At 28.4% G+C, this 20,902-nt stretch carries 16 protein-coding genes; 13 read left to right on the top strand and 3 right to left on the bottom strand.

What is annotated here, in order from left to right; all coding sequences use genetic code 11:
- The first annotated feature begins 15 nt into the window (after positions 1-15).
- On the top strand, positions 16-912 hold the full coding sequence (locus QMG63_RS03730) for a glycine betaine ABC transporter substrate-binding protein (protein ID WP_281861823.1): 897 nt from the start codon (positions 16-18) through the stop codon (positions 910-912).
- On the opposite strand, the gene yidD is transcribed toward QMG63_RS03730, so the two are convergent.
- Complete coding sequence (gene yidD / locus QMG63_RS03735) at positions 901-1,194, bottom strand: membrane protein insertion efficiency factor YidD (protein WP_281861825.1); 294 nt, start codon at positions 1,192-1,194, stop codon at positions 901-903. The genes QMG63_RS03730 and yidD overlap by 12 nt on opposite strands.
- 134 nt (positions 1,195-1,328) lie before the next feature.
- Here yidD and QMG63_RS03740 point away from each other — a divergent pair, with 134 nt between their 5' ends.
- From QMG63_RS03740 to QMG63_RS03760, 5 genes are all read left to right on the top strand, one after another.
- Complete coding sequence (locus QMG63_RS03740; RefSeq protein WP_281861827.1) at positions 1,329-2,585, top strand: TolC family protein; 1,257 nt, start codon at positions 1,329-1,331, stop codon at positions 2,583-2,585.
- Positions 2,586-2,597: 12 nt separating this feature from the next.
- The gene (locus tag QMG63_RS03745; protein WP_281861829.1) at positions 2,598-3,575 is read left to right on the top strand and encodes an efflux RND transporter periplasmic adaptor subunit; all 978 of its coding nucleotides are present in this window, start codon (positions 2,598-2,600) and stop codon (positions 3,573-3,575) included.
- A gap of 14 nt (positions 3,576-3,589) precedes the next feature.
- Positions 3,590-6,751 carry an efflux RND transporter permease subunit gene (locus QMG63_RS03750; protein ID WP_281861831.1) on the top strand — a complete coding sequence of 1,054 codons (3,162 nt, stop codon included), beginning with the start codon at positions 3,590-3,592 and terminating at the stop codon, positions 6,749-6,751.
- 105 nt (positions 6,752-6,856) lie between these two features.
- Positions 6,857-7,150: a PG0541 family transporter-associated protein gene (locus QMG63_RS03755; RefSeq protein WP_281861833.1), complete on the top strand. Its 294-nt coding sequence runs from the start codon at positions 6,857-6,859 to the stop codon at positions 7,148-7,150.
- 153 nt (positions 7,151-7,303) lie between these two features.
- Complete coding sequence (locus QMG63_RS03760) at positions 7,304-9,196, top strand: AMP-binding protein (protein ID WP_281861835.1); 1,893 nt, start codon at positions 7,304-7,306, stop codon at positions 9,194-9,196.
- A gap of 1 nt (position 9,197) precedes the next feature.
- Here QMG63_RS03760 and QMG63_RS03765 read toward each other — a convergent pair whose 3' ends face one another.
- Positions 9,198-11,075 carry a penicillin-binding protein gene (locus QMG63_RS03765; RefSeq protein WP_281861837.1) on the bottom strand — a complete coding sequence of 626 codons (1,878 nt, stop codon included), beginning with the start codon at positions 11,073-11,075 and terminating at the stop codon, positions 9,198-9,200.
- 142 nt (positions 11,076-11,217) lie between these two features.
- Here QMG63_RS03765 and hisS point away from each other — a divergent pair, with 142 nt between their 5' ends.
- Positions 11,218-12,588, top strand: coding sequence for a histidine--tRNA ligase (gene hisS / locus QMG63_RS03770; protein ID WP_281861838.1), 1,371 nt, complete (start codon positions 11,218-11,220; stop codon positions 12,586-12,588).
- A gap of 45 nt (positions 12,589-12,633) precedes the next feature.
- Here hisS and QMG63_RS03775 read toward each other — a convergent pair whose 3' ends face one another.
- A complete protein-coding gene (locus tag QMG63_RS03775) occupies positions 12,634-13,773 on the bottom strand; it encodes a tetratricopeptide repeat protein (RefSeq protein WP_281862114.1) in 1,140 nt (379 codons plus the stop codon).
- A gap of 187 nt (positions 13,774-13,960) precedes the next feature.
- On the opposite strand from QMG63_RS03775, the gene QMG63_RS03780 reads away from it, so the two are divergent.
- Genes QMG63_RS03780 through cmk form a run of 6 tightly spaced genes read left to right on the top strand, consistent with a single transcriptional unit; the run spans position 13,961 to position 20,893 of the window.
- The gene (locus QMG63_RS03780; protein ID WP_281861840.1) at positions 13,961-14,905 is read left to right on the top strand and encodes a tetratricopeptide repeat protein; all 945 of its coding nucleotides are present in this window, start codon (positions 13,961-13,963) and stop codon (positions 14,903-14,905) included.
- A gap of 36 nt (positions 14,906-14,941) precedes the next feature.
- Complete coding sequence (greA, locus tag QMG63_RS03785) at positions 14,942-17,644, top strand: transcription elongation factor GreA (RefSeq protein WP_281861841.1); 2,703 nt, start codon at positions 14,942-14,944, stop codon at positions 17,642-17,644.
- Positions 17,645-17,654: 10 nt separating this feature from the next.
- Entirely contained in the window at positions 17,655-18,746 is a 1,092-nt protein-coding gene (recA, locus tag QMG63_RS03790) for a recombinase RecA (protein ID WP_281861842.1), read from the top strand.
- Complete coding sequence (locus QMG63_RS03795; protein WP_281861844.1) at positions 18,724-19,521, top strand: hypothetical protein; 798 nt, start codon at positions 18,724-18,726, stop codon at positions 19,519-19,521. Before recA ends, QMG63_RS03795 begins: the two co-directional genes overlap by 23 nt.
- Positions 19,493-20,236 carry a pseudouridine synthase gene (locus QMG63_RS03800; RefSeq protein ID WP_425592803.1) on the top strand — a complete coding sequence of 248 codons (744 nt, stop codon included), beginning with the start codon at positions 19,493-19,495 and terminating at the stop codon, positions 20,234-20,236. The genes QMG63_RS03795 and QMG63_RS03800 overlap by 29 nt, the downstream gene beginning before the upstream one ends.
- A complete protein-coding gene (gene cmk / locus QMG63_RS03805) occupies positions 20,237-20,893 on the top strand; it encodes a (d)CMP kinase (protein WP_281861846.1) in 657 nt (218 codons plus the stop codon).
- Positions 20,894-20,902 lie beyond the last annotated feature (9 nt).

The raw sequence follows: 20,902 nt of genomic DNA on the forward strand, positions 1-20,902 counted from the left end.
TAGGAGAATTGATCTATGAAAGGTTTATTGATATCTGTTTTTATAAGTTTTATTTTAATTTTGTTTTCTTGTGATAAGAATGATAATTCTAAGGATAGTGGCTTTAAAAGTATAAGATCAGTCAAAATTGCATATGTTAATTGGATAGGAGAAACGGTTGCTACCAATATTATGAAAGTTGTTTTTGAGAAAATAGGATATAATGTGGAGATATTGCCTGTTACAACATCTATAATGTATCAGTATTTAGCATCGGGGCAGGTAGATGGTATGGTATCTGCATGGGTGCCTACGGCCGATAAATTTTATTATGAAAAATTTAAAGATAAATTTGTTGATCTTGGTGCTAATTATGAGGGAACATTACAAGGATTTGTGGTGCCAAGTTATGTTACAATTTCAAGTATTTCTGAACTTAAGGGTAGAGGAGGTGAATTTAAAAATAAAATGGTAGGCATAGATGCTGGAGCGGGTACGCAGCTTTCTGTAGAAGGAACTCTCGAGCGTTATGGATTAGATAAAGAATATGAACTTATCTCTTCAAGTGAGAGCGTAATGCTTGCAAGTTTAGAATCTGCCATTAAGAAGCATGAGTGGATTTTAGTTCCTTTATGGAAGCCTCATTGGGCATTTACCAAATATGATATTAAATTTTTAGATGATCCTTTGTTGTCAATGGGAGGACCTGAGAGTATTCATTCTCTTGTTAGAATTGGACTTAAGGATGCTGATCCCGATGCTTATTATTTGTTTGATAATTTTTATTGGGGTGATGATTTGTTGTTACCTTTAATAGAGAAAAATTATAAGAAACCTGGACAGGAATATAGGAATGCTGTTGAATTCGTTGATGTTCATAAAGAATATGTCAAAAATTGGGTTCCAGATAAATACAAAAATTTATTTAATTAATCTTGTTCTAAAAATTTTTAATGAATTTAATATTGGTTTTTCAGTTGGTAATGATTCAAAACCCCCTTTAAATAAAGCATTACATCTAAGTAGTCTTAATGTAATTAGAATAAGAGCTGTCATGATGTTGTATTTTTTGAGACATTCTAGTGCGTAATTTGAACAGCTAGGTTCATATATGCAGTGAAAACCAACAATTTTGGAAAGGGTGTTTTGATATATTTTGATTGATAAAATAAGTATCAAGTTGAATATTATAAAAAGCTTTTTAAAAATATGCATGAGTGTAATAATATTACATTATTATATTATTATCATGTTATTATGTTAATTATTATTAGTATTGTTAAATTTCAATATATTAAGACGTAGGTATTTTATTGTACTTATTTATAGGAGCAAATATTAAGAGGTTAATGTTAATTTTTATTTTATCTTTTTCTTCTTATGCAGAAGTTATTAAAATATCTGTTGAAGATGCTGTTCGTATGGCTTTAGAGAACAATTTGGAATCTAGAGATGCTGAGTATAGAGAAAAGATAAAAAAATTATATAAAGATAATTTTTGGAATCTTTTGATTCCAAATTTGGTATTTTCTTCAAATTTTTCAAGGCAAAATTCTTTTATGCCTAATGTAGAAGGGATGGGACATTGGAACTGGAATTTTAGTGCTGCTGCTGATCTTTCAATATCTCCATCTATCGTTAATAACATTAGACTTACCATTTTTAATTATGAGGCTGCTAAGATAGGCAGAGAAAAAGTCATTAAGAATATTAAGTTGAATGTTCTTAAAATGTATAATGAGCTTTTAGCTTTTAAAAGTGTTTTAGAAGTGTTGAAAAGTCAGTTTGAAAATAGCAAACTTAAATTTGAGCAAGTAAAAATTTCTTATCATAATGGACTTATTTCTGAGATAGATTATCTTAATGCTAAGCTTAATCATAGTAAATTTCAACCTAGTTTAGATGAACAGATTATTAAGTTTGAAGAGACAAAAGAAAAATTTAAATTATTATTAGGATTGGATGTTCTGCAAGATTTTGAGACTATAGGAGAATTATCAGATGAAATTTTAGACATTTCATTGTTTGATGAAGTTATAAATATTGACGGGTATTTAGAAGTGAGGGACTTAAATAATTTGACTAAAATTATGAAAACTACTCTTGAGAGTCTTTGGTTAGATGCCTTTTTGCCGAAATTTTCGTTTTCAGTGTCTTATAATCCTGGAAGCATTTCTTTTAGTGATGGTTTAAGTGGTTCATTTAAGCAAGGGTTGTATTTTTCTTTGGGTTTAACTTATAGCTTCACCGAGGTTTTTCCATTTTCGAAAAGTTTTACAGAGATATGGGAACGAGATTATCGGTTAAAATTCTTAGAAAACAAAATTGAAAGTAAGATTCGTGAATTTAAATCTAATATTATTCAAAAACGCAAAAGTGTAAGACTATATAAGTCTATTTTAGATAACTCCAAAACAAATTTGGAAATGTCTAAGAAGAATTATCAAGTAGCTTTTGATGCTTTTAATGTGGGTACTATAGATCTTATTAAATTAAATGACATTGAAACTTTCTATAAGCAGAGTGATTTACAATTTATACAAGATAAACTAAATTATGCTAATGCAATACTTGAGTATAAAGATTTAATAAATAAGTTGGATTGATAAGGGTTTTTTATGAATTTGATTTTTAATATGGGGGATGGTTTTAAATATTATTTGTTGTTTTTAGTTTTATTGTTTGTCCTTTCATGTAATGAGGGGCCTGAGAGTGAAGTACAAGGAGATATTAATGCCAATAATACTACCAATAATTTTACTAATGAGCCTTATAGGTTTCCAGTTGTTGCGATGAAAGTTCGACGGGGTGTTTTGAGTAATTATATTTCTTTAAATGGTGATGTAGATACCAAAGTTAAAGTTGAGGTATTTCCTAATATTACAGGTAAAATAGTATCTCTTAATATGAAACTTGGAACTTATGTAAAAAAGGGACAAATTATCGCGACACTTGATCCCTCAAAACCAGGTTTTCTTTATTTAAAAAGTCCAGTAAGAGCCCCGATTTCAGGATATGTTTTAGCTATTAATTCCAAAATTGGAGAAACAGTTGGGAGTCAAGCAAGTATTGCGTTAATAGGTAAAATGGATGTAATTCAGATTAAAACTTATGTTTCTGAGAAATATATTTTAGATGTTAAAGTTGGCAATGATGCAATTATTGAGCTTGAATCTTATCCTAATGAAAAATTTAAAGCTAAGATTTCAGAAGTATCTCCTGTTTTGGACTTTAAAAGTCGTTCTGTTGCAATATGTCTTAAGCCTATAGGGGATAATACAAAAAAAATGATTATTGGTATGTTTGCCAAGATCAAACTTATTACTAATCATTTAGAAAATGTTATCAAGATTCCAAGTCATGCTTTTGTTGAAAGAGAAGGTAAATTTTGTGTATTTAGATTAAATCCAGATACAAAAACAGTTGAAAGGATATTTCCTTTAATAGATTTTGAAATAGATAATATTATGTCTATTCGGGATGGTATTAATGAGGGTGATTTAATTGTAATTGAAGGTATTTCTTCTCTTTCTAATGGAGCTTATGTAGATATAGTAGATATTCTAGATGGGCTTGATGTTGAAGACAATGTTTGATTTTGAGGTTAGGTATGTTAGTAAAAAAAGTTGTTGGCAAACCAATAACAATGTTAATGTTGTTTTCATTATTGATGATGCTTAGTATTTATACTTTTTCAAGATTAAAGATAGATTTGCTTCCCAACATTGGGGACAGTTATATCACTATTTCTACTCAGTATTTAGGAAGTTCCGCAAAAGAAGTGGAAGAAAAAGTGACAAGTCTTATAGAAGGTAATCTATCCTTAGTCAAGAACATAAAGACAATAACTAGTAGTTCTTTTAAGGGACATAGCAGTATTAATCTTCAGTTTTATCATGGAACTAATTTAGATTTGGCTTTAAATGAAATTAGAGATGCACTTGAGATTTCAAAAAGAAGTTTACCAAAAGAAGCAAATATATCTGGGATTTATAGAGGAAGTTTAGGCTCTTCGCCAATAATATCGTTTGTTATGTATGCAGATAGACCGGTCTTAGAACTTAAAAGGTATGCAGATAGTATTCTTAAACCTAGATTGGAGAGACTTAATGGTGTTGGGCGTGTGCAAGTTATTGGAGGTGGAGGTAAGCATATTTTAATTGAAGTGTCACAAAATAGGTTAGAGGCATATGGACTTACTTTATCAGAAATAGTACCGTTTATTTCTTCTCAAAATGTTGAATTTTCGGTTGGTAACATATTAAGTAATGATTTGGAATATCAAGCACAAGTATCTGGAAGATTTAATTCACTTAAGGATTTGGAAAACGTGGTTATTGCTTATAGAAAGCCAAGTATTTATTCTTTAGGTGATAATTCATTTGTTCAGGTCAGACTGAGGGATATTGCAAGTGTTAAGAGTGTTGCTCAAGATGTAGAGAATTATGTATATTATAATGATAAACCTTCTATTGTGATATCTATACAAAAACAGAGTGATGCAAATTCTGTTTTTGTTTCAGATGCAGTAAATGCAGAGGTTGAAAAAATCAAGCTTTCACTTCCAAAAGATATATTTTTAGACATTTCTTATGATGATGCTGAACATATTAAAAAGGCTATTTCTTCTGTTGCTAATTCGGCTTATTCTGGAGCAATACTTGCATTATGTATTATTTTTCTCTTTTTAAGAAGCTTTAGAGTGACAATTATTATTGGTATTACAATACCATTAGCGATTGTTCTTACCTTTTGTTTAATGTATTTTGCAAATATTTCGCTAAATATTATGAGTCTATCAGGTCTTGCTTTGGGTGTTGGTATGCTTGTAGATTGTTCTATTGTTATAATAGAGAATATATATAAATATAGGCAGAAGGGTGCCAAGCTTATTTCATCTGCTATTCTTGGGACACAAGAAATGATGTTGCCAATTATGGTTACAACCTTGACATCGATTTGTGTATTTGCTCCTATGCTTATTTTTAAGGCTGAGTTGGGTGTTATTGGTGATTTTGTTAGAGATTTTGCTTTTACTATTGTAATATCTTTAGTAGCTTCTTTGTTTGTTGCAGTTTTTTTAGTACCTGTGCTTTCAAGTTATTATGTTGGGCTTTATACTACTTCTCAAAAACCTATCAAAAATAAATTAATTAGAAGGATTGATGATTTTTTGTATGGTATTTATTTTGTTGGAGAGAGATTTTATGTTAAGTTACTAAACTATGTTTTAACTTGGAAATTAACTTGTTCATTGATTATTTTCTTTAGTTTTATTTTAAGTTTAGTGTTATTTCCTCTTTTAAATGTATCTTTTCTTCCCTATGAACGTTCTTCTTTAATGCGTTTTGATTTTCAATTTCCTCGTAAGACAAGTTTGGAAATTTCAAAATTTTATTCAGATAAAATTTTAGAGATTGTAAAAAATGAAATTAAGGTTTATAAAAGTATTATTTCTGAAATAAATTCAAATGGTTTTACCTTTAACGTTGCATTACCTTTAAAGGAAGAAGTTGATGGAGAATTCGTTGAGGATGAAGAGGATGTTCGATATAGAGTTTATAAACGTGTTGAGAGTCTTTATCCTGATTTTAATTCTAATGCTTCTTTGCAAGAAGGTGCTTTTGGTGCTTCTCCTATTGAGATTAAAATTATTGCTTCAAATTTTGAGTATGCAAGAGAATATGGAGAATTTTTAGTTAGTCTTTTAAAGAAAAAATTTCCTACTCTTGTCAATCCTAGACTTAATATACGAGAAGAAATGCAAATTGATATAGAAATAGATAGAGAAAAGGCCTATTTTTATGGAATTAATATGGAAACTCTCTCAAGAGAGATTAAGGCTAATATTGGTGGAATTTCAGCAGGAAATTACATTGAAGATGGAGTAAGTTATGATATTTTGCTTAGGCTTGATAGAGGCAATATTGCTAGTTTTAAAGATTTAGATAAAATATCTATTTTAAATGCATCTGGTGTTCAAATTCCCTTTTCTTCAATAATTAGGCTTAAAAAGACAAAAGGAATTGGTGAGATTCCAAGAGAAAATCAGTCTTTAGTAGTAAAGCTTACAGCAGGTATTGCTCCAGGTGAAAATTTAGCTTTAATTACAGCAAATGTAGTAGATTTTGTAACTAATAAGGTTCCTCAAAGAGATGGGGTGTTGGTTAAGTTTGGAGGAGAATACAGTGAGTTTAAAAGTAGTATGCAGCACTTTGGGGTGATAATGTTTATGGCTGTCTTGCTTGTGTTTGGAGTAATGGCAGCACAATTTGAATCTCTCTTAAAGCCATTTGTTATTCTCTTTACAATACCATTAACCTTGATAGGTGTTGTACTATTTTATTTTATATCGGGAGAAAAGGTCTCTGTTTTTACTGCTATTGGTATGCTTATTCTTATTGGTGTTGTTGTTAATACGGGTATTGTATTGGTAGATTATATTAATTTATTGCTTAAGAGGGGCTTTAATCTTAGAGATGCAGTGCTTGAGGCCGGCCGTTCCAGGTTTAGGCCAATTTTGATGTCTGCTTTAACATCAATAATAGGACTCTTTCCCCTTGCATTCTCAAGTTCAAGTGAGAGTAATATTATAAAGCCAATTGCTTTTACCTTTATTGGTGGAATGGTTGCTAGTACATTTTTGACTTTGCTTTTTATTCCTATGATTTTTGAAAGTTTTTATAAACTTTCTATAAAAGCTTTTGTTCCTTTTAAGTCAGTAATTTTTGTTGACAAAATTGGTGATAGGGGCTCTTCAGATAAAATATAAATGCAAATAGTATTGATATTTCTAAAAGTAATGCTAAAGGAATGTTAAGATTGATGATAGTTTGGATGATGTTTTTATTGATGAGGATTAAAATTAGGAGGATATGTGTATAGAGTAGAAATAATTTCTAATCTATCTTTAGAGCTTGATCTTTATGAACATATGCATAGGATAGAAAAAGATTTAGGTGAATGTATATATTATTCGAAGATATATAATGTTCAAGGAAAAGGGAGAACAGGTGAGAAGCAAGGTAATGAAATATGGCCTGAAGAAAATTTTATTCTTGTGGTTTATACTGATAATTTATTTGTTATAGAAAAATTAAAAAGTGCTGTTGAGATGTTAGATCAAAAGTATCCTACTGAAGGAATTAAATTTTTTGTTATAGGCAACTAAATCTTTATTGATTTTTGGTAATGCATGTTTTTTTTATAAAACTTTTTATCTATTGATGAATTTAAGTTAATGAAAATTGAATTATGATTTTGTTATTTAAGATGCTATAATTTATTTATAATATTCGTTATTATGAATGTGTAGTAGGTTCATATGTCAATAGTAAAAAAATTTTTTGAAATTGCTAAAAAACGTGGCAATGGAGTTGCACAAATATATAGAAATAACAAAGATTATTTCAAGGTTACTTATGAAGATTTAAAAAATAATGTGTTAAAATTTGCAGCATTTCTAAAAAAGATGGGTTTGGGATACCAGGATAAAGTGTTTATTTGTTCTGAGAATAGAATTGAATGGAGTGTTATAGATTTTGCGATTTTGGCTCTAGGTGCTGTTGATGTTCCAAAGGGAGTTGATGTTACCCTTTTTGAAGCCGAAGTAATTATTAATAATGTGCTTCCCAGTATAATAATAGTGGAAAATTTAAATCTTCTTGATTTGGTTGGGCAGATCAACTTTAAAGTTGATCCTATAATTGTTATTATTGATGACTTAGATGAAAAAGATAAAATACAGTTTGGTAATTTTAAAATTTATACTTATAAAGAGTGTATTTCAATTGGAGATAAGTCAAGTCAAGATGAAGAGATTATTAAAATTTCAAATAATATTAATTCTAATGATATGGCAACAATAATATATACTTCTGGTACTACAGGAAATCCTAAAGGAGTAATGCTTTCTCATGCTAATTTTCTTTATCAGGTGTCTAGTTTTAGTCGAATGATTAATACTAGTGAGGGGCAAATATTTATGTGTATTTTGCCAATTTGGCATTCATTTCAAAGGTCATTTTCTTATAATATTTTTCTTAAAGGTATGACTTGTTTATTTTCAAGTATTGTTCCAAGAAACATGCTTGATGATATGAAAAATATTAATCCTCATTATATTGCAGCTGTGCCTAGACTTTGGATTGCAATAAAGCAAAATATCTTTAAAGAAGTTGCCAAGAAGCCGTTTTTGTCAAGATTGTTATTTAATATTTTTGTTAAATCAGCATGTTTAAATGATATCTGCTATAGAATAATTTTAGGATTGTATCCTGATAATGGATTTGATTTATTATTTCCTATGAAAAAGATCTTGGGGCTTTTGGGTTTAATTTTTTTATTTCCTCTTAAAGTTTTGGGAGATTTAATTATCTTTAAAAAGGTAAAGAAAGTTTTAGGCAATAATTTTGTTGTTGGGATTACTGGTGGGGGTAGTATGTCTTTATCTGTTGTTAGGTTTTTTAACTCCATTGGGATTGAGCTTGCGAATGCTTATGGATTAACAGAAGCATCTCCTGGTATTGCGTCTAATGAACATGAAAAGATAATAATTGGTACTTGTGGTAGGATATTGCCTGGAACTGTTGCTGAGATTAGGGATGAGAATGGCAATAAGTTTAAAACACCAGGTAAGGGGATTTTATTTATTAAAGGTCCTCAAGTTATGATTGGATATTATCAAGATGAAGATGCTACAAGGCAGATTATTGGAGCTGATGGATTTTTGAATACGGGTGATATTGTTAAGTTATCAAAGGATAATGTTGTTGAGATCATAGGACGAGAAAAAGATACTATTGTTTTAAATAATGGAGAGAATATTGAGCCTGCTCCAATTGAAGTTAAACTTGAAGAATCTTTACTCATTGAAAAGGCTGTTGTTGTGGGTCAAGATCAAAAATTTTTAGGTGCATTGATTCTTCCTAATTTTGAAGAAATAAATAAATATTTAGAAAGTATGGGTCAAAAAATTCTTGATGCTCACAATAGGAGGCAGATTATTGCAAGTAATATTGTTCTTAAAGCTATTAATGATGAGATAAAAAAGCTTATTAATAGAGCCAATGGATTTAAGCCTTTTGAGCAAATATTGAGGTTTGTTCTTTTAGAAAAACCATTTGAAGTAGGTAAAGAAATGTCTATTAAGATGGATATTAAGCGTAATTATATTTTAAGTTTTTATAAAAATGAGATAAAGAATTTATTTTCTTGAATTATTTTAAGATTATTTCAAGTTCGTCTATATGTTTTAATTTTGTGTTAGGTGGTTTAGATTGTTTGTATACAAAACCATTTCCTTTTATCTTGATTTTTATGTTTGTATAGTTTTTTAAGATTTTCAGTAAATCTCTTTTTGAGACTCCTGTAAGGTTTGGCAGTGTTTCTGTTTTTTCATATTTTATTATAGGTTTTGTTATGCTAATTTTTGAAGAAATTTTAATTTCATTGTATTCATTTTTATTATTGCGATGTTCAATCAATTCTATTATTTCTTTTGCCATTGGTGCAGCAATTCTTGTTCCATATATTATTTTTTTAGGATGTCTGTATACAATATATATAATGTATTTCGGATCTTCTGTAGGATATATTACTAGTATTGAGGACGTGTAATCTTCATCCGAATATTTACCTGTGTTTTTATCAATTACTTGTGAAGTTCCACTTTTTGCTGAAATACTTAAGTTTTTTATCTTTAGTTTTGGGATTCCTCCTTTATTTACGACTTCTCTCATCATTTTTAGAACTTCTTTTGCTGTATGATTAGATATTACTTTTTTAATTTCTTCTTTTTGAAATTCTTGAATTGTATTTTCCATTTCATTGCTTATTCTTTTTATGATTTTTGGTTTTAACATAATTCCTTCATTACTTAATGTGCTAGCAGCTTGTAATATTTGAATGGCAGATACTCCTATTTCTTGTCCAAATCCAATTGTAGCTTTACTTCGTCCGGACCATTTTGAATGGTGGGTTAATAGACCTTTTGTTTCTCCGGGAAAAGGGAATCCTACTCTTTTTCCAAAACCAAAGTCTATTAGTTTATTATAGAAATATTCGTTACTTACTTTGTCTGTAATATGCGCTATTCCTACATTTGATGAGTAAATTAAAATTCCACTAGGATCAATATAGCCATAAGGAGGATTTAGAGTTTTAATTGTAACGACTTCTCCCGATTTAAATTTTTTTTGGTATATACCGTTATCTAGGAATTTTTCATTTAATTTTAATAATCCACTATCTAATAAAATGGCTACTGTAAAAATTTTATTAATACTTCCAGGTTCATAGGTTAGGGATGTGGCAAAATTGTTCCATATTTCTTTAGGATATTTTGCATAATAATTAGAATCATATTGTGGAAATTGAAGCATTGATAAAATTTCTCCATTCTTAGCATCCATTACTATGGCAATCATATTTTCAGGTTTGTTTTCTTTAAAGTATTTTTGAGCTATTTGGTTTATGCTCTTTTGAAGATCTATGTCTATTGTCAAGTAGATGTTATTTGTACTTAATTTTTCATTTATAGATTTTTGTTTTGTGAGATCTTCATTCAATATGGTGTTTAGAGAAAGTTCAATACCTGTAAGTCCAATATTATCAGTTCCTACAAATCCTGTAATATTGCTGGTTAATTCTTTAAATGGATAAATTCTTGTATAGTCTGGATAAAGTATGATGTCTTTTAATCTTCCTTCTGATTGAATCCTTTTAATTAGTTCAGATTCTTCTCTTGTTATTTTTCTTTTTATATATATGAATCCTTTTTTCAAAGACAGTTTTTTTTTAAGTATTTGAGGATCAATTTTCAATATTGCACCAAGAGTTTCTGATGTATTTACAATATTTTTTATTTTGTTTGGATCCGTTCCAACCGAATGTGATTTTGAAGAAAATGCTATGATTTTACCATTTCTATCATAGATGTTGCCCCTTCTTGAGATATGGTTTATATTTTGAGAAAAATATTGTATTTCTTTTGAGAACATTAGCACAAAATATTTATAAATGGTTAACAGCGTTATTATTAGGAAAATCATGAGTATGAAATTTAATCTTGAGCTGTTAGCAAATTTTTTATGCATTAAATATTTAGATGCTCCTTATATTATAGTAAATATTTGACAGCTGATAATTTTAGTATTAGTGTTTGATTAATTTTTTTTCATATTTATAATATTATATTATGAAAAGATTAAATTTGAAATTAATAGAGGTTTAAATATAGTGGATGTTAGAACTTTAAAGGGTTTTAGAGATTACTTGCCAAAAGAAGCGTTAATTCGTACTCATATTATAAAACAAATATATAGTGTTCTTGTTTCATATAATTTTGATTTAATAGATACTCCTATTCTTGAGTATTCTGAATTTCTTTTAAGAAAAAGTGGGGATGAGGTAGAAAAACAAATTTATCGGTTTAAAGATAATGGAGATAGGGATGTTTCTATGCGTTTTGATTTAACGGTTCCTTTTGTAAGATTTATGACTTCTAATAGATCTAAGCTTAAATTCCCTTTTAGGAGATCTCAGATAGGCAAGGTATTTAGAGGTGAGAATACTCAGAGGGGTAGATATAGAGAGTTTATGCAATTTGATTTTGATATAGTAGGTGAGGATACTTTTTATAGTGATGCTGAAATTTTATCTATTGTTTATTGTGGACTTGAAGAGATTTTTTTAAATTTTATAGAAGGTATTAATAGAAAATTTGTCATTCATTTTTCTCACATTGGTATATTGAATGCTTATATTGATAAGTTGGGATTAAAGGATAAAGCAGCTTTTATTTTAAGGAGTATAGATAAATTAGATAAAATGGGGATTGAAAGTGTTAGAGAAAATTTGCTTGCACAGATAAACGAAGAGCAGGTTGATTTGATATTGGAATTTATAAATTTAGAAGGGACTTTTTGGAATAAACTGGAGATCTTAAAAGGTATTTTAGAGAATAATGATGCTGTTAAGAGGATTGAGGATGTTTTTGTACGTCTTAGTGCATTGGGAATTCAAGATGCTTTTAATTTTAATCTTAAGATAGTTCGTGGGCTTGATTATTATACCGGAATTGTATTTGAGGCTACGATGATAGGCATTAATATGGGAAGTATTTGTAGTGGTGGAAGGTATGATAATCTATTATCCTTATTTTCTAACTCTTTGCAAAAAGTTTCAGGAGTTGGGGGATCTTTTGGTATAGATAGAATTCAAGATATAATTGAAATTGAAAAATTTAATTATATCAAGTTGTTTGTGGTTAAGGCCAGTTCTAGAGTATTAATTGTTAATATAGACGATAATTTACAAGATTATTATTATAAACTTGCGGATAAATTTAGAAGACATGATTATTCTAAGATAAATAATATTGCTTGTGAAGTATATCCTAAGAGTAAAGAGGGTAAAAATATTAAGGTGCAAATAGAATATGCTCTTAATAAGGCTATAAGATTTTTAATTTTTGTAGGTCAAGATGAATATAGAGAAGATAAGTTGAAAGTGAGAGACTTGACTAAAAAGGAAGAATTGTTATTGTCTTTTGATGAAGCTATAAAGTTTATTAAGGGTAATGATAAATTTTTATGTACACCTTTTTAACTTAAAGGTATTTAAACTTTAGTGTTTTTGATTACTTATTAAGTATTAATTCTTTTGTTTTTCTATCTTGCGTATCGTGATTGCATTTAGAGTTAATATGTTTGTGTTATAATCATAGTTTATTTGTCCTAGTATTTCAACATAATCTTTAAAATTGATATCAATATCAAAGGTTGTTTTTGTTGTTATGATGCCTTCAAGAGCATTTTTATTATATCCTACATAAAAGTCAAAATAAGTTATTTTGTCTTTTTTTTCAATATTGTTTGCAATTCCTTCCCATTTGACATATACATTTGAGTAAATTAATGGATTTTTTTTTATTTCTTTTAAAACTAAATAATCGTCGAATGTAATAAAATTAGGTCTTGAGATAAAACTTGCAAGATTTTTAGCTTTAAGTTTAATTGATTCTGATGCATTTGAATTTAATATTTTATTTATTTCAATTCTTGCAAAATTATCTTTGCCTTGCTTTAGGTGAGTTTTTATTTTTTGAAATGAATTTCTGATTTCAGTTTCAGTGAGTATAAATACAAATTGTCCCTCATGGTTTTCAATTTTTTCTTTGTTATTTATTTTAATATCATCAATGTAAGCCGCAATATTGTTAATGGTTTTTTTCTCTTTTACCTTAGAGTCACTTAATGTCAGTTTAATTATTTTTTTTGAATGTATGAGTAAGAATATTGCTATCAATAAGAATGCAAGGCTTGCTATTGTTAGTAATATTCTTATTAATTTAGATAAATTTTGTCCTGTTTTTACTTTAATTTCTGGAAATAACTTGGTGTATATTTTGTTTTTATTAAGGAATAGTGCTCCTTGAATAGGGTTTTTTCTAATGGTTTCTAGGGAAAATTCTGATCGTTGTATTTCTTGATTCTCTTCTATCATTTTAAGCCATATTTGTATAGCCTTATCTTCTTTGCCTTGAGCTGCTAATAGTATTGCAATTGATTGCTTTACATCTGGTTCTGTTGGATTTAAAGTGTAAGCTTTCTTTAGATATGTTTGAGCAGTTCCTAAATTTCCCATTCGAAGATAAGACATTCCTAAAATATAATGATAAAAATAGTAATTTTTATAAAGGAAAATTTCCTTTTCTAAAAGTTTTACTACGTCTGAATATTTGTGAGAGTTATAATAACTAATAGATTTATTAATAAGTTTATCAGGTTCCATTGCCATAAAGTTGAAGTTACCCTCATGATATTATTTTTTTATGTTTTATATATAAATATTATCTTAAAAAAATAATAAATAGAATATTGTTTTTTGTTTTAAAAAGACCGGTTTGACTAAAAATTTATTAATGTTATAATTATATAAACTCGTTTGAAATTTATACATATTTTAAAGTGGTAGGGATGTGTCATCAGAAAAAATCGCGGAATTAATCAAAGATATTTATTTAAGTTTCAGAAAAGGTGATTTTAAGACAGCTTTAATGAAATCAGAAGAAGCACATTCTTTTGATTTTGATAATATTGAGATTTTAACGGCTTTAAAAAGTTCTGTATATTGGAATGGTCAAGTTGAAAGTCTTGATCGAATAGATAAAGACTATGAGAAGGCTGAGTTTTTAATAAGAGAATGGAATAATTTTGCTAGAAGATATTTAAAAAAGATGAATTTTGATTTTATTCAAGGTCGTAACTCAATTAAGTATTTTGTATTTCAATTATGTTTGGAAATATATAAAAATATATATAAATTACAGCCAGAGAATTTAGATATTTTAATAAAGATCGCTAAATCTTACAAGGGAATGGGTAATTATGAGAGAGCCATAACTGTTTTTTTGCAAATTTTAGGAGATGCAAAAGATAATGCAGATGTAGTTGCTGAACTTGCTGATTCTTATGCCCTTATTGATGAAATTAAGGAGGCTAAGGTATTATTTAGGGAGGCTTTTTTTATTAATCCCCAAAAGATAGATATAGATGCGCTTGAATCTGAGATGATACTTAAATTAATAGAAGCTATTAAGGGCGATAGAAATATTTCTGATACTCTTGTTAAGGAGTGGATACCTGTTTATGGAGCACTAAATGGTGTTTTTAATATAAAAAGAGAATTAAGACCTATTGAACTTGGTCATTTAAAGCAGTCTGTTTATAGTTTGCGTAATGAGCTTAAAGAGAAGTCTTATAGATCAATAAATGAGAGCATATTACTTCCAAGACTTATTAATAAATATTTTTGGCTTATTGATCATTATGTAAGGATAAAAGAAGATCGTGTTCGGATTGATGAAATTTTATCTTATATTAAGGAAATAGATATAGGAATATATCAGCAATATGTTAATTAGATTGGTTTTTAACAAAATTGATATTAGGAGAGTTGAATGTCTAATATTACTATAGAAAGATTAGATAATATCTTGCAGGAGGATAAATGGACAAGGATAGTTGTTAATAATTATTCTCTTGCTAAGATAAGGGAATTGGATGAATTAATAGATAGTATAATTTCTGAAAATTTAACAGAAGAAGCTTTAGATATTTGTAGTAAACATTTAAAGGATGTCAAAAAAAGTATTGCTGGTCTTTATATTTCAGGGATGCTTATATATAGTAGAAGGCCGCTTAATGATATGAGTTTGCTTACAGTGGTAGACTTGTTTTCACAAAATTTGAAATGGTCTCTTGTTGAACATATATGTCACAAGATGCTTTTAACTTCTGAAAATAAGCATGCACTCTATACGCTTGCAAAGATATATTCGCAAAATAATGAAAATGATAAACTTCCAGGTATTTGGATGCGCATTGTTGAAGCTGATGTTGATGATACTGTATGTGTAAGGCAACTTGCTACGCATTATGAGAATATTGATTTGCAAAAATCAATATATTTCCTTAGAAAGGCTATTTACCGTTTTATCGATAAAAAACAAATGTCAGGTATTAGAGAGGTGTGGTCTAAATTGATCAGATATGTTTCTGATGATTTTGATTCTTTTCTTCTTATACTTCAGAAAGTTGAAAAAGAGCTTGGATTTAAAAAGGTTGTTGTTCTTTATGAAGATTTATATGAACATTATTCTGTAAGTGAAAATATTGATGAGACAATAGAAATTTTGAAGGGAATTTTAAAGCTTGATAATAAAAATCAAAAAGCGAGAGAAAATTTAGTTATCTTTTTAAGAGAAAAATATAAAGACGTTAAAAATATTGAAGAGTATCTTGAAAAGTCTGATCTTGAAAATTTGGATAAAAATTTTATTGATGTTTATTCTGATTTTGAGAAATATTTATTTTTTGCTAAGGGTAATTTTGTATATCATCAAACCTGGTTTGTAGGAATAGTTAAAGATGTAAATGAACAAGGCATTGTAGTTGATTTTGTTTCTAAACGAAGACATTTTATTAGTTTTGATATGGCTATGTCTGCGCTATCTCCTCTTAAAAAAGAAGATATTCGAGTTTTAAAGGCGATTAAGTCAAAAGAAGAGCTTGTAGAAAATTTGAAAAAAGATGTTGAATGGGCCTTAAAGATAATTATTAAAAGTTATAAGTCAATTGATCTTAAAGGGATAAAAAGAGAACTTGTTCCAAGTTTAATGACTCAGAGTGCGTGGAATGCTTGGAGTGTAAAAGCTAAACAAATTCTAAAAGATAATCCCCATTTTGTTATGGCATCTGGAAAAGCCGATTGTTATATATATAACGAGCGAGCTTCTAATTTTAATGAAAAAATTTATGATAAATTTAAAGTAGAAAAGGATTTTTATAAAAGATATGAAATTTTTATGCACTATTGTACCGCTGGTGGTGTTGTAAAGGATTTGCATGTTGAAGAAGAAATGCTTAATTACTTTTTGATTTATGTTAATAACTTTGCAAAAGTTGATCATTATATTATAAGTTCTTATGTAATACTTAAATCTTTAAAAAATTCTGAAAGAGGTGATGCTTTTAAGATTAATCTTGAAAAAGATATTAATTTGGAGATTCTCTTAAGGGAGTATTCCAAGAATATAGTTGATCTTTTTGATTCAATTTTGAATGCGGATATTAAAAAGGAGTTAGTATCTTTAATTAAGGATGAATTAGTTGATTGGGTTGTTTATTATAAGCAGCTTTTTCCTTGTTATGTTAATAAAAAATTGATAGATTCTCTTTATAAAGAAGATATAAAAGAGACAGCACATCTTTTTAACTATGTTATAAAAAATTATAAAGTCTATAAAGATGCTTATATTTGGATTTTGAAGTATTATACTTCGTATTCACTTGATTTAGATTATTCTGATTCAGAGTTATTAATAAATTTGATCAAAATTTTAACAGATAGTGTTGTTAAGATTAATAATAAAAATAATTCTGTAGCTAACAAAAGAATTTATAAAATGGTAATGAATCTTTTAATTAAGGATAACTATCTTAGTATTGTTTTAAATAATGTCATGGATGAAGAGCTTGCCAAAAGAATATATATGACTTGTTTTTATATAAGAGATTTTCCCCCAAAGGATCTTTTACATATTAAAACAGCAATAAGAAGTGTGTTTATTGATCTTGAATTTGAAGATGAAAAAATGAAATCCTCAGGGGATAAAGTTGAAATAGGATTTTTAACTATTTTAAGTTCTCTTAGTAAAAAGCAAAAAGAATTGCAGTATTTAAAGGATGTAGAAATACCTGAAAATTCTAAAGAAATTGGTAAGGCCCGTGAACTTGGTGATTTAAAAGAAAATGCAGAATATCACTCTGCAAAGGAAAGACAACAGTTTTTAACAAAGAGATTAAATTCTCTTATGTCAGAAATGGATGTTGCAAAAGTGATTGATACTAAAGAACTTCAAAGCTCTGTTGTTGGGTTTGGAACAAAAGTTACTATGATTAATAAAGATACAAGAAGGGAAGAGTCTTATTTGATATTTGGACCTTGGGAGTCAAATCCTGATGAAGGTATTATATCGTATAAATCTCCTTTTGGAGAAAATTTGTTAGATGCAAAAGAAGGTGATAATCTTGATTTTATAATAAATGATACTCATTTTAAATACTATGTTAAAAAGATAGAACCTGCCAAAATTAATTAGAAGAGGTAAAATGTCGAAATTAAAAGATAAAATAGATGATTCTTTAAATGATAGATTAAATAGAGAAAAGGCCATTGAGCTTGTTAGGATTCAAATAGAGAAAGATTTTGGGAAAGGAAGTCTTATTAAGATGGGGGAATCTCCTGTGGGTAAAGGTATAGAGAGCATACCTAGTGGTTCTATTTTGCTTGATGAGGCAATTGGTGTTGGAGGATATCCAAGGGGACGAATAATAGAAATTTTTGGTCCTGAATCTTCTGGAAAAACCACTTTAACTCTTCAAGCAATTTCTGAAGTTCAAAAAAATGGTGGAATAGCAGCTTTTATTGATGCTGAACATGCTCTTGATCCTGTTTATGCAAAAGCTTTGGGTGTTAATATTGATGAACTTTGGCTTAGTCAACCTGATACTGGAGAACAAGCTCTTGAGATTGCTGAATATTTAATTAGAAGTGGTGGAGTTGATTTGATTGTTGTTGATTCTGTTGCAGCCTTAACGCCACAAGCAGAGATTGATGGAGAGATGGGCGATTGTCAGATTGGGCTTCAAGCAAGATTGATGAGCAAGGCTTTAAGAAAGATTACGGGTATACTTTCAAAGTCTAAGACTTGTATTATGTTTATCAATCAACTAAGAATGAAAATAGGTGTAATGTTTGGCAATCCAGAAACTACTACTGGAGGAAATGCTTTAAAATTTTATTCTTCTCTTCGTCTTGAGGTTAGAAAAATTGAACAGGTGACGGGGAGTTCTGCAGATGATATTGTTGGGAATAAGGTCAGAGTTAAGGTTGTGAAAAATAAAGTAGCACCTCCTTTTCGTAAGATCGAGCTTGTGATTTATTTTGGGAAAGGTATTTCACGCGAAGCTAGTATATTAGATGCTTCTATTAAATATAAGTTGATACAAAAAATAGGTTCTTGGTATTCTATAGGAGATGATAAATTAGGACAAGGTAGAGAAAGTGTTATTATTTATCTTATTAAAGAAAAAGAACTTACTAATGAACTTGAGATTAAACTTAGAAAGATAATTTTTGAAGGCCTAAGTCCAGATTCTATTGAAATTGGACCACCTAATGTTAAAAAAGATAAAGAATAGGATGACAAATTTAGATGATTATTTAATTGTTTGTAATGATTTTAAAGGGGGAATAGAAATTTTCTTTGATTATATAAGAAATAAAAGAGAAATTTTAAAGACTTTTAATTTAAATAAAATAATAGAAGATTTTTTGATATTTTCTGAGAGTATTGAAATAGATGTTAAAGAGTTAATTAAGTTTTATTCTTTTTCAACCAGTTTGCTTTATTTAAAGACACAAATTCTTTATCCAGTAAAACTAAAAGATAAGAAGTTAGTTGAAAGGGAGATGGTTAAAAAATTAATAAATTTCAGTGAAAAATATGTAAAATCCAAATCCTCAACTCAAAATTTAAAAGATGAGAAATGTTTAAATGTATCTAAATCTTCTTTTTTGAGAGAAAATAGTGTTTTTTTTGAAAGTGTGGATAATGTTCAAAATTATATGGTAGGTATTAATAAGGTTAAGAGTAAAGTCAGAAGGATAAGTAAAAAGCATGATAATATTTTACATAATATTAAATTTAGATCTAATGTTATTTTAGGTATATATGACGCTAAATTTTTTGATAAAAAAACAAAAATTATTGCTCTTTTAACTAAGGAGGATAATGTTATTTTTGAATTTTTATTAAATTTTGATGATAAGTTTTACTTTTTTGAGAGATTTTGTTACTTTTTAATAGTTCTTGAATATAAAATGTTAAATATTATAGATTTAGTTTACGTAAATGATAAGTTGGTTTTAAGAAAGGGAAAAAGTATTGACGAGTACAAACAGCAAAGGGCTTAGAGTTCATGTTTTTTTGGCAGAAAAAGGTGTGGGCTCTAGGAGGTTTTGTGAAGATCTTATAAAAAAGAATTCTGTTAGAATAAACAATACTCTTGCAAATCTTGGAGATAAAGTGTTCTTAGGTGATAGAGTGGAGTGTAGAAAGCAAGTATTTGTTTTTAGAGATTGTAAAGTTGAAAATAAGATTTATATAGCCCTTCATAAACCTAAAAATTATTTATGTTCCAATTTTGATCCAGAGGGGAGACAGTTGGCAATATCTTTAGTTCAACCTTTGTTTAAAGAACGTTTATTTTCAATTGGTAGACTTGATTTTAAAAGTTCTGGGCTTTTACTTTTTACTAATGATGGTCAGTTTGCAAATAATATTGTTCATCCAAAGAGTAAGGTTGAAAAAGAGTATATTGTTGAGTCAAAAAGGGCTGTTAATGAGAATTTGCTTATTGATTTTAAACATGGAATAAAGATAGAAAGGGAAATTTTTAAGTTAAAATCTTATGTAATGCTTGACAATAATTCTGTTAAATTGGTTTTAACGGAAGGTAAAAACAGGGAGATTCGAAAAGTTTTTTTAAGTAAGAATATTTTTTTAAAGAAAATTCACAGAATTAGAATAGGTAATATTAAATTGGATGATTTAAAAGAAGGGCAAATTAAGGTTTTGTCTTTAGCTAAGATTAATAAATTCAAGACACAGATTTTGGGAGAATGTTAAATGGTAATAGCAATTGATGGTCCATCAGCTTCGGGAAAAAGCTCTATTGCAAAAGCATTGGGGATAAGATTAGGTTTTAAGTTTATTAGCTCTGGCTACTTTTACAGGATAATAACTTTGATTGCTCAGAAGTTTTCACTAAGCGAATATGATTTGCTTAGTGAGAGTAAAATTTTGGAACTTGTGTCACAAAATGATATCAAATTTAATGGTGTTGATTTTTTGCTTAATGGTACAAATGTTATAAGTCATATTTTAAATGAAAGAATAGATTTTCAAGTTTCTCTTTATTCTTCTTATATAGGTGTTAGAAATATTGTTAATAAAAAATTAAGAGAAATAGTTAAATTAAAGGGTGATAATTATATAATAGAGGGTAGAGATATTACTACTGTAGTATTTCCAGAAGCTGAGGTCAAGATTTATCTTGATGCTTCTGTTAAAGTGCGAGCTTTAAGACGGTATAATCAAAGGAGTGATGATATAACTTTAAATGAGTTAGAGCAAGCACTAGAGAGACGGGATGAGATTGATCAAAATAAAGAGTATGGTAAATTGAAATTGGATAAGGAAGTGTTTTATATTGATACAAGCTATAAATGCTTAGATGATGTATGTAATATTATCATAAAGACGTTTAATTTGAAAAAAAAGTGATAGAGAGGT

It is taken from the genome of Candidatus Borrelia fainii (assembly GCF_027925085.1).
Lineage (GTDB): Bacteria > Spirochaetota > Spirochaetia > Borreliales > Borreliaceae > Borrelia > Borrelia turicatae.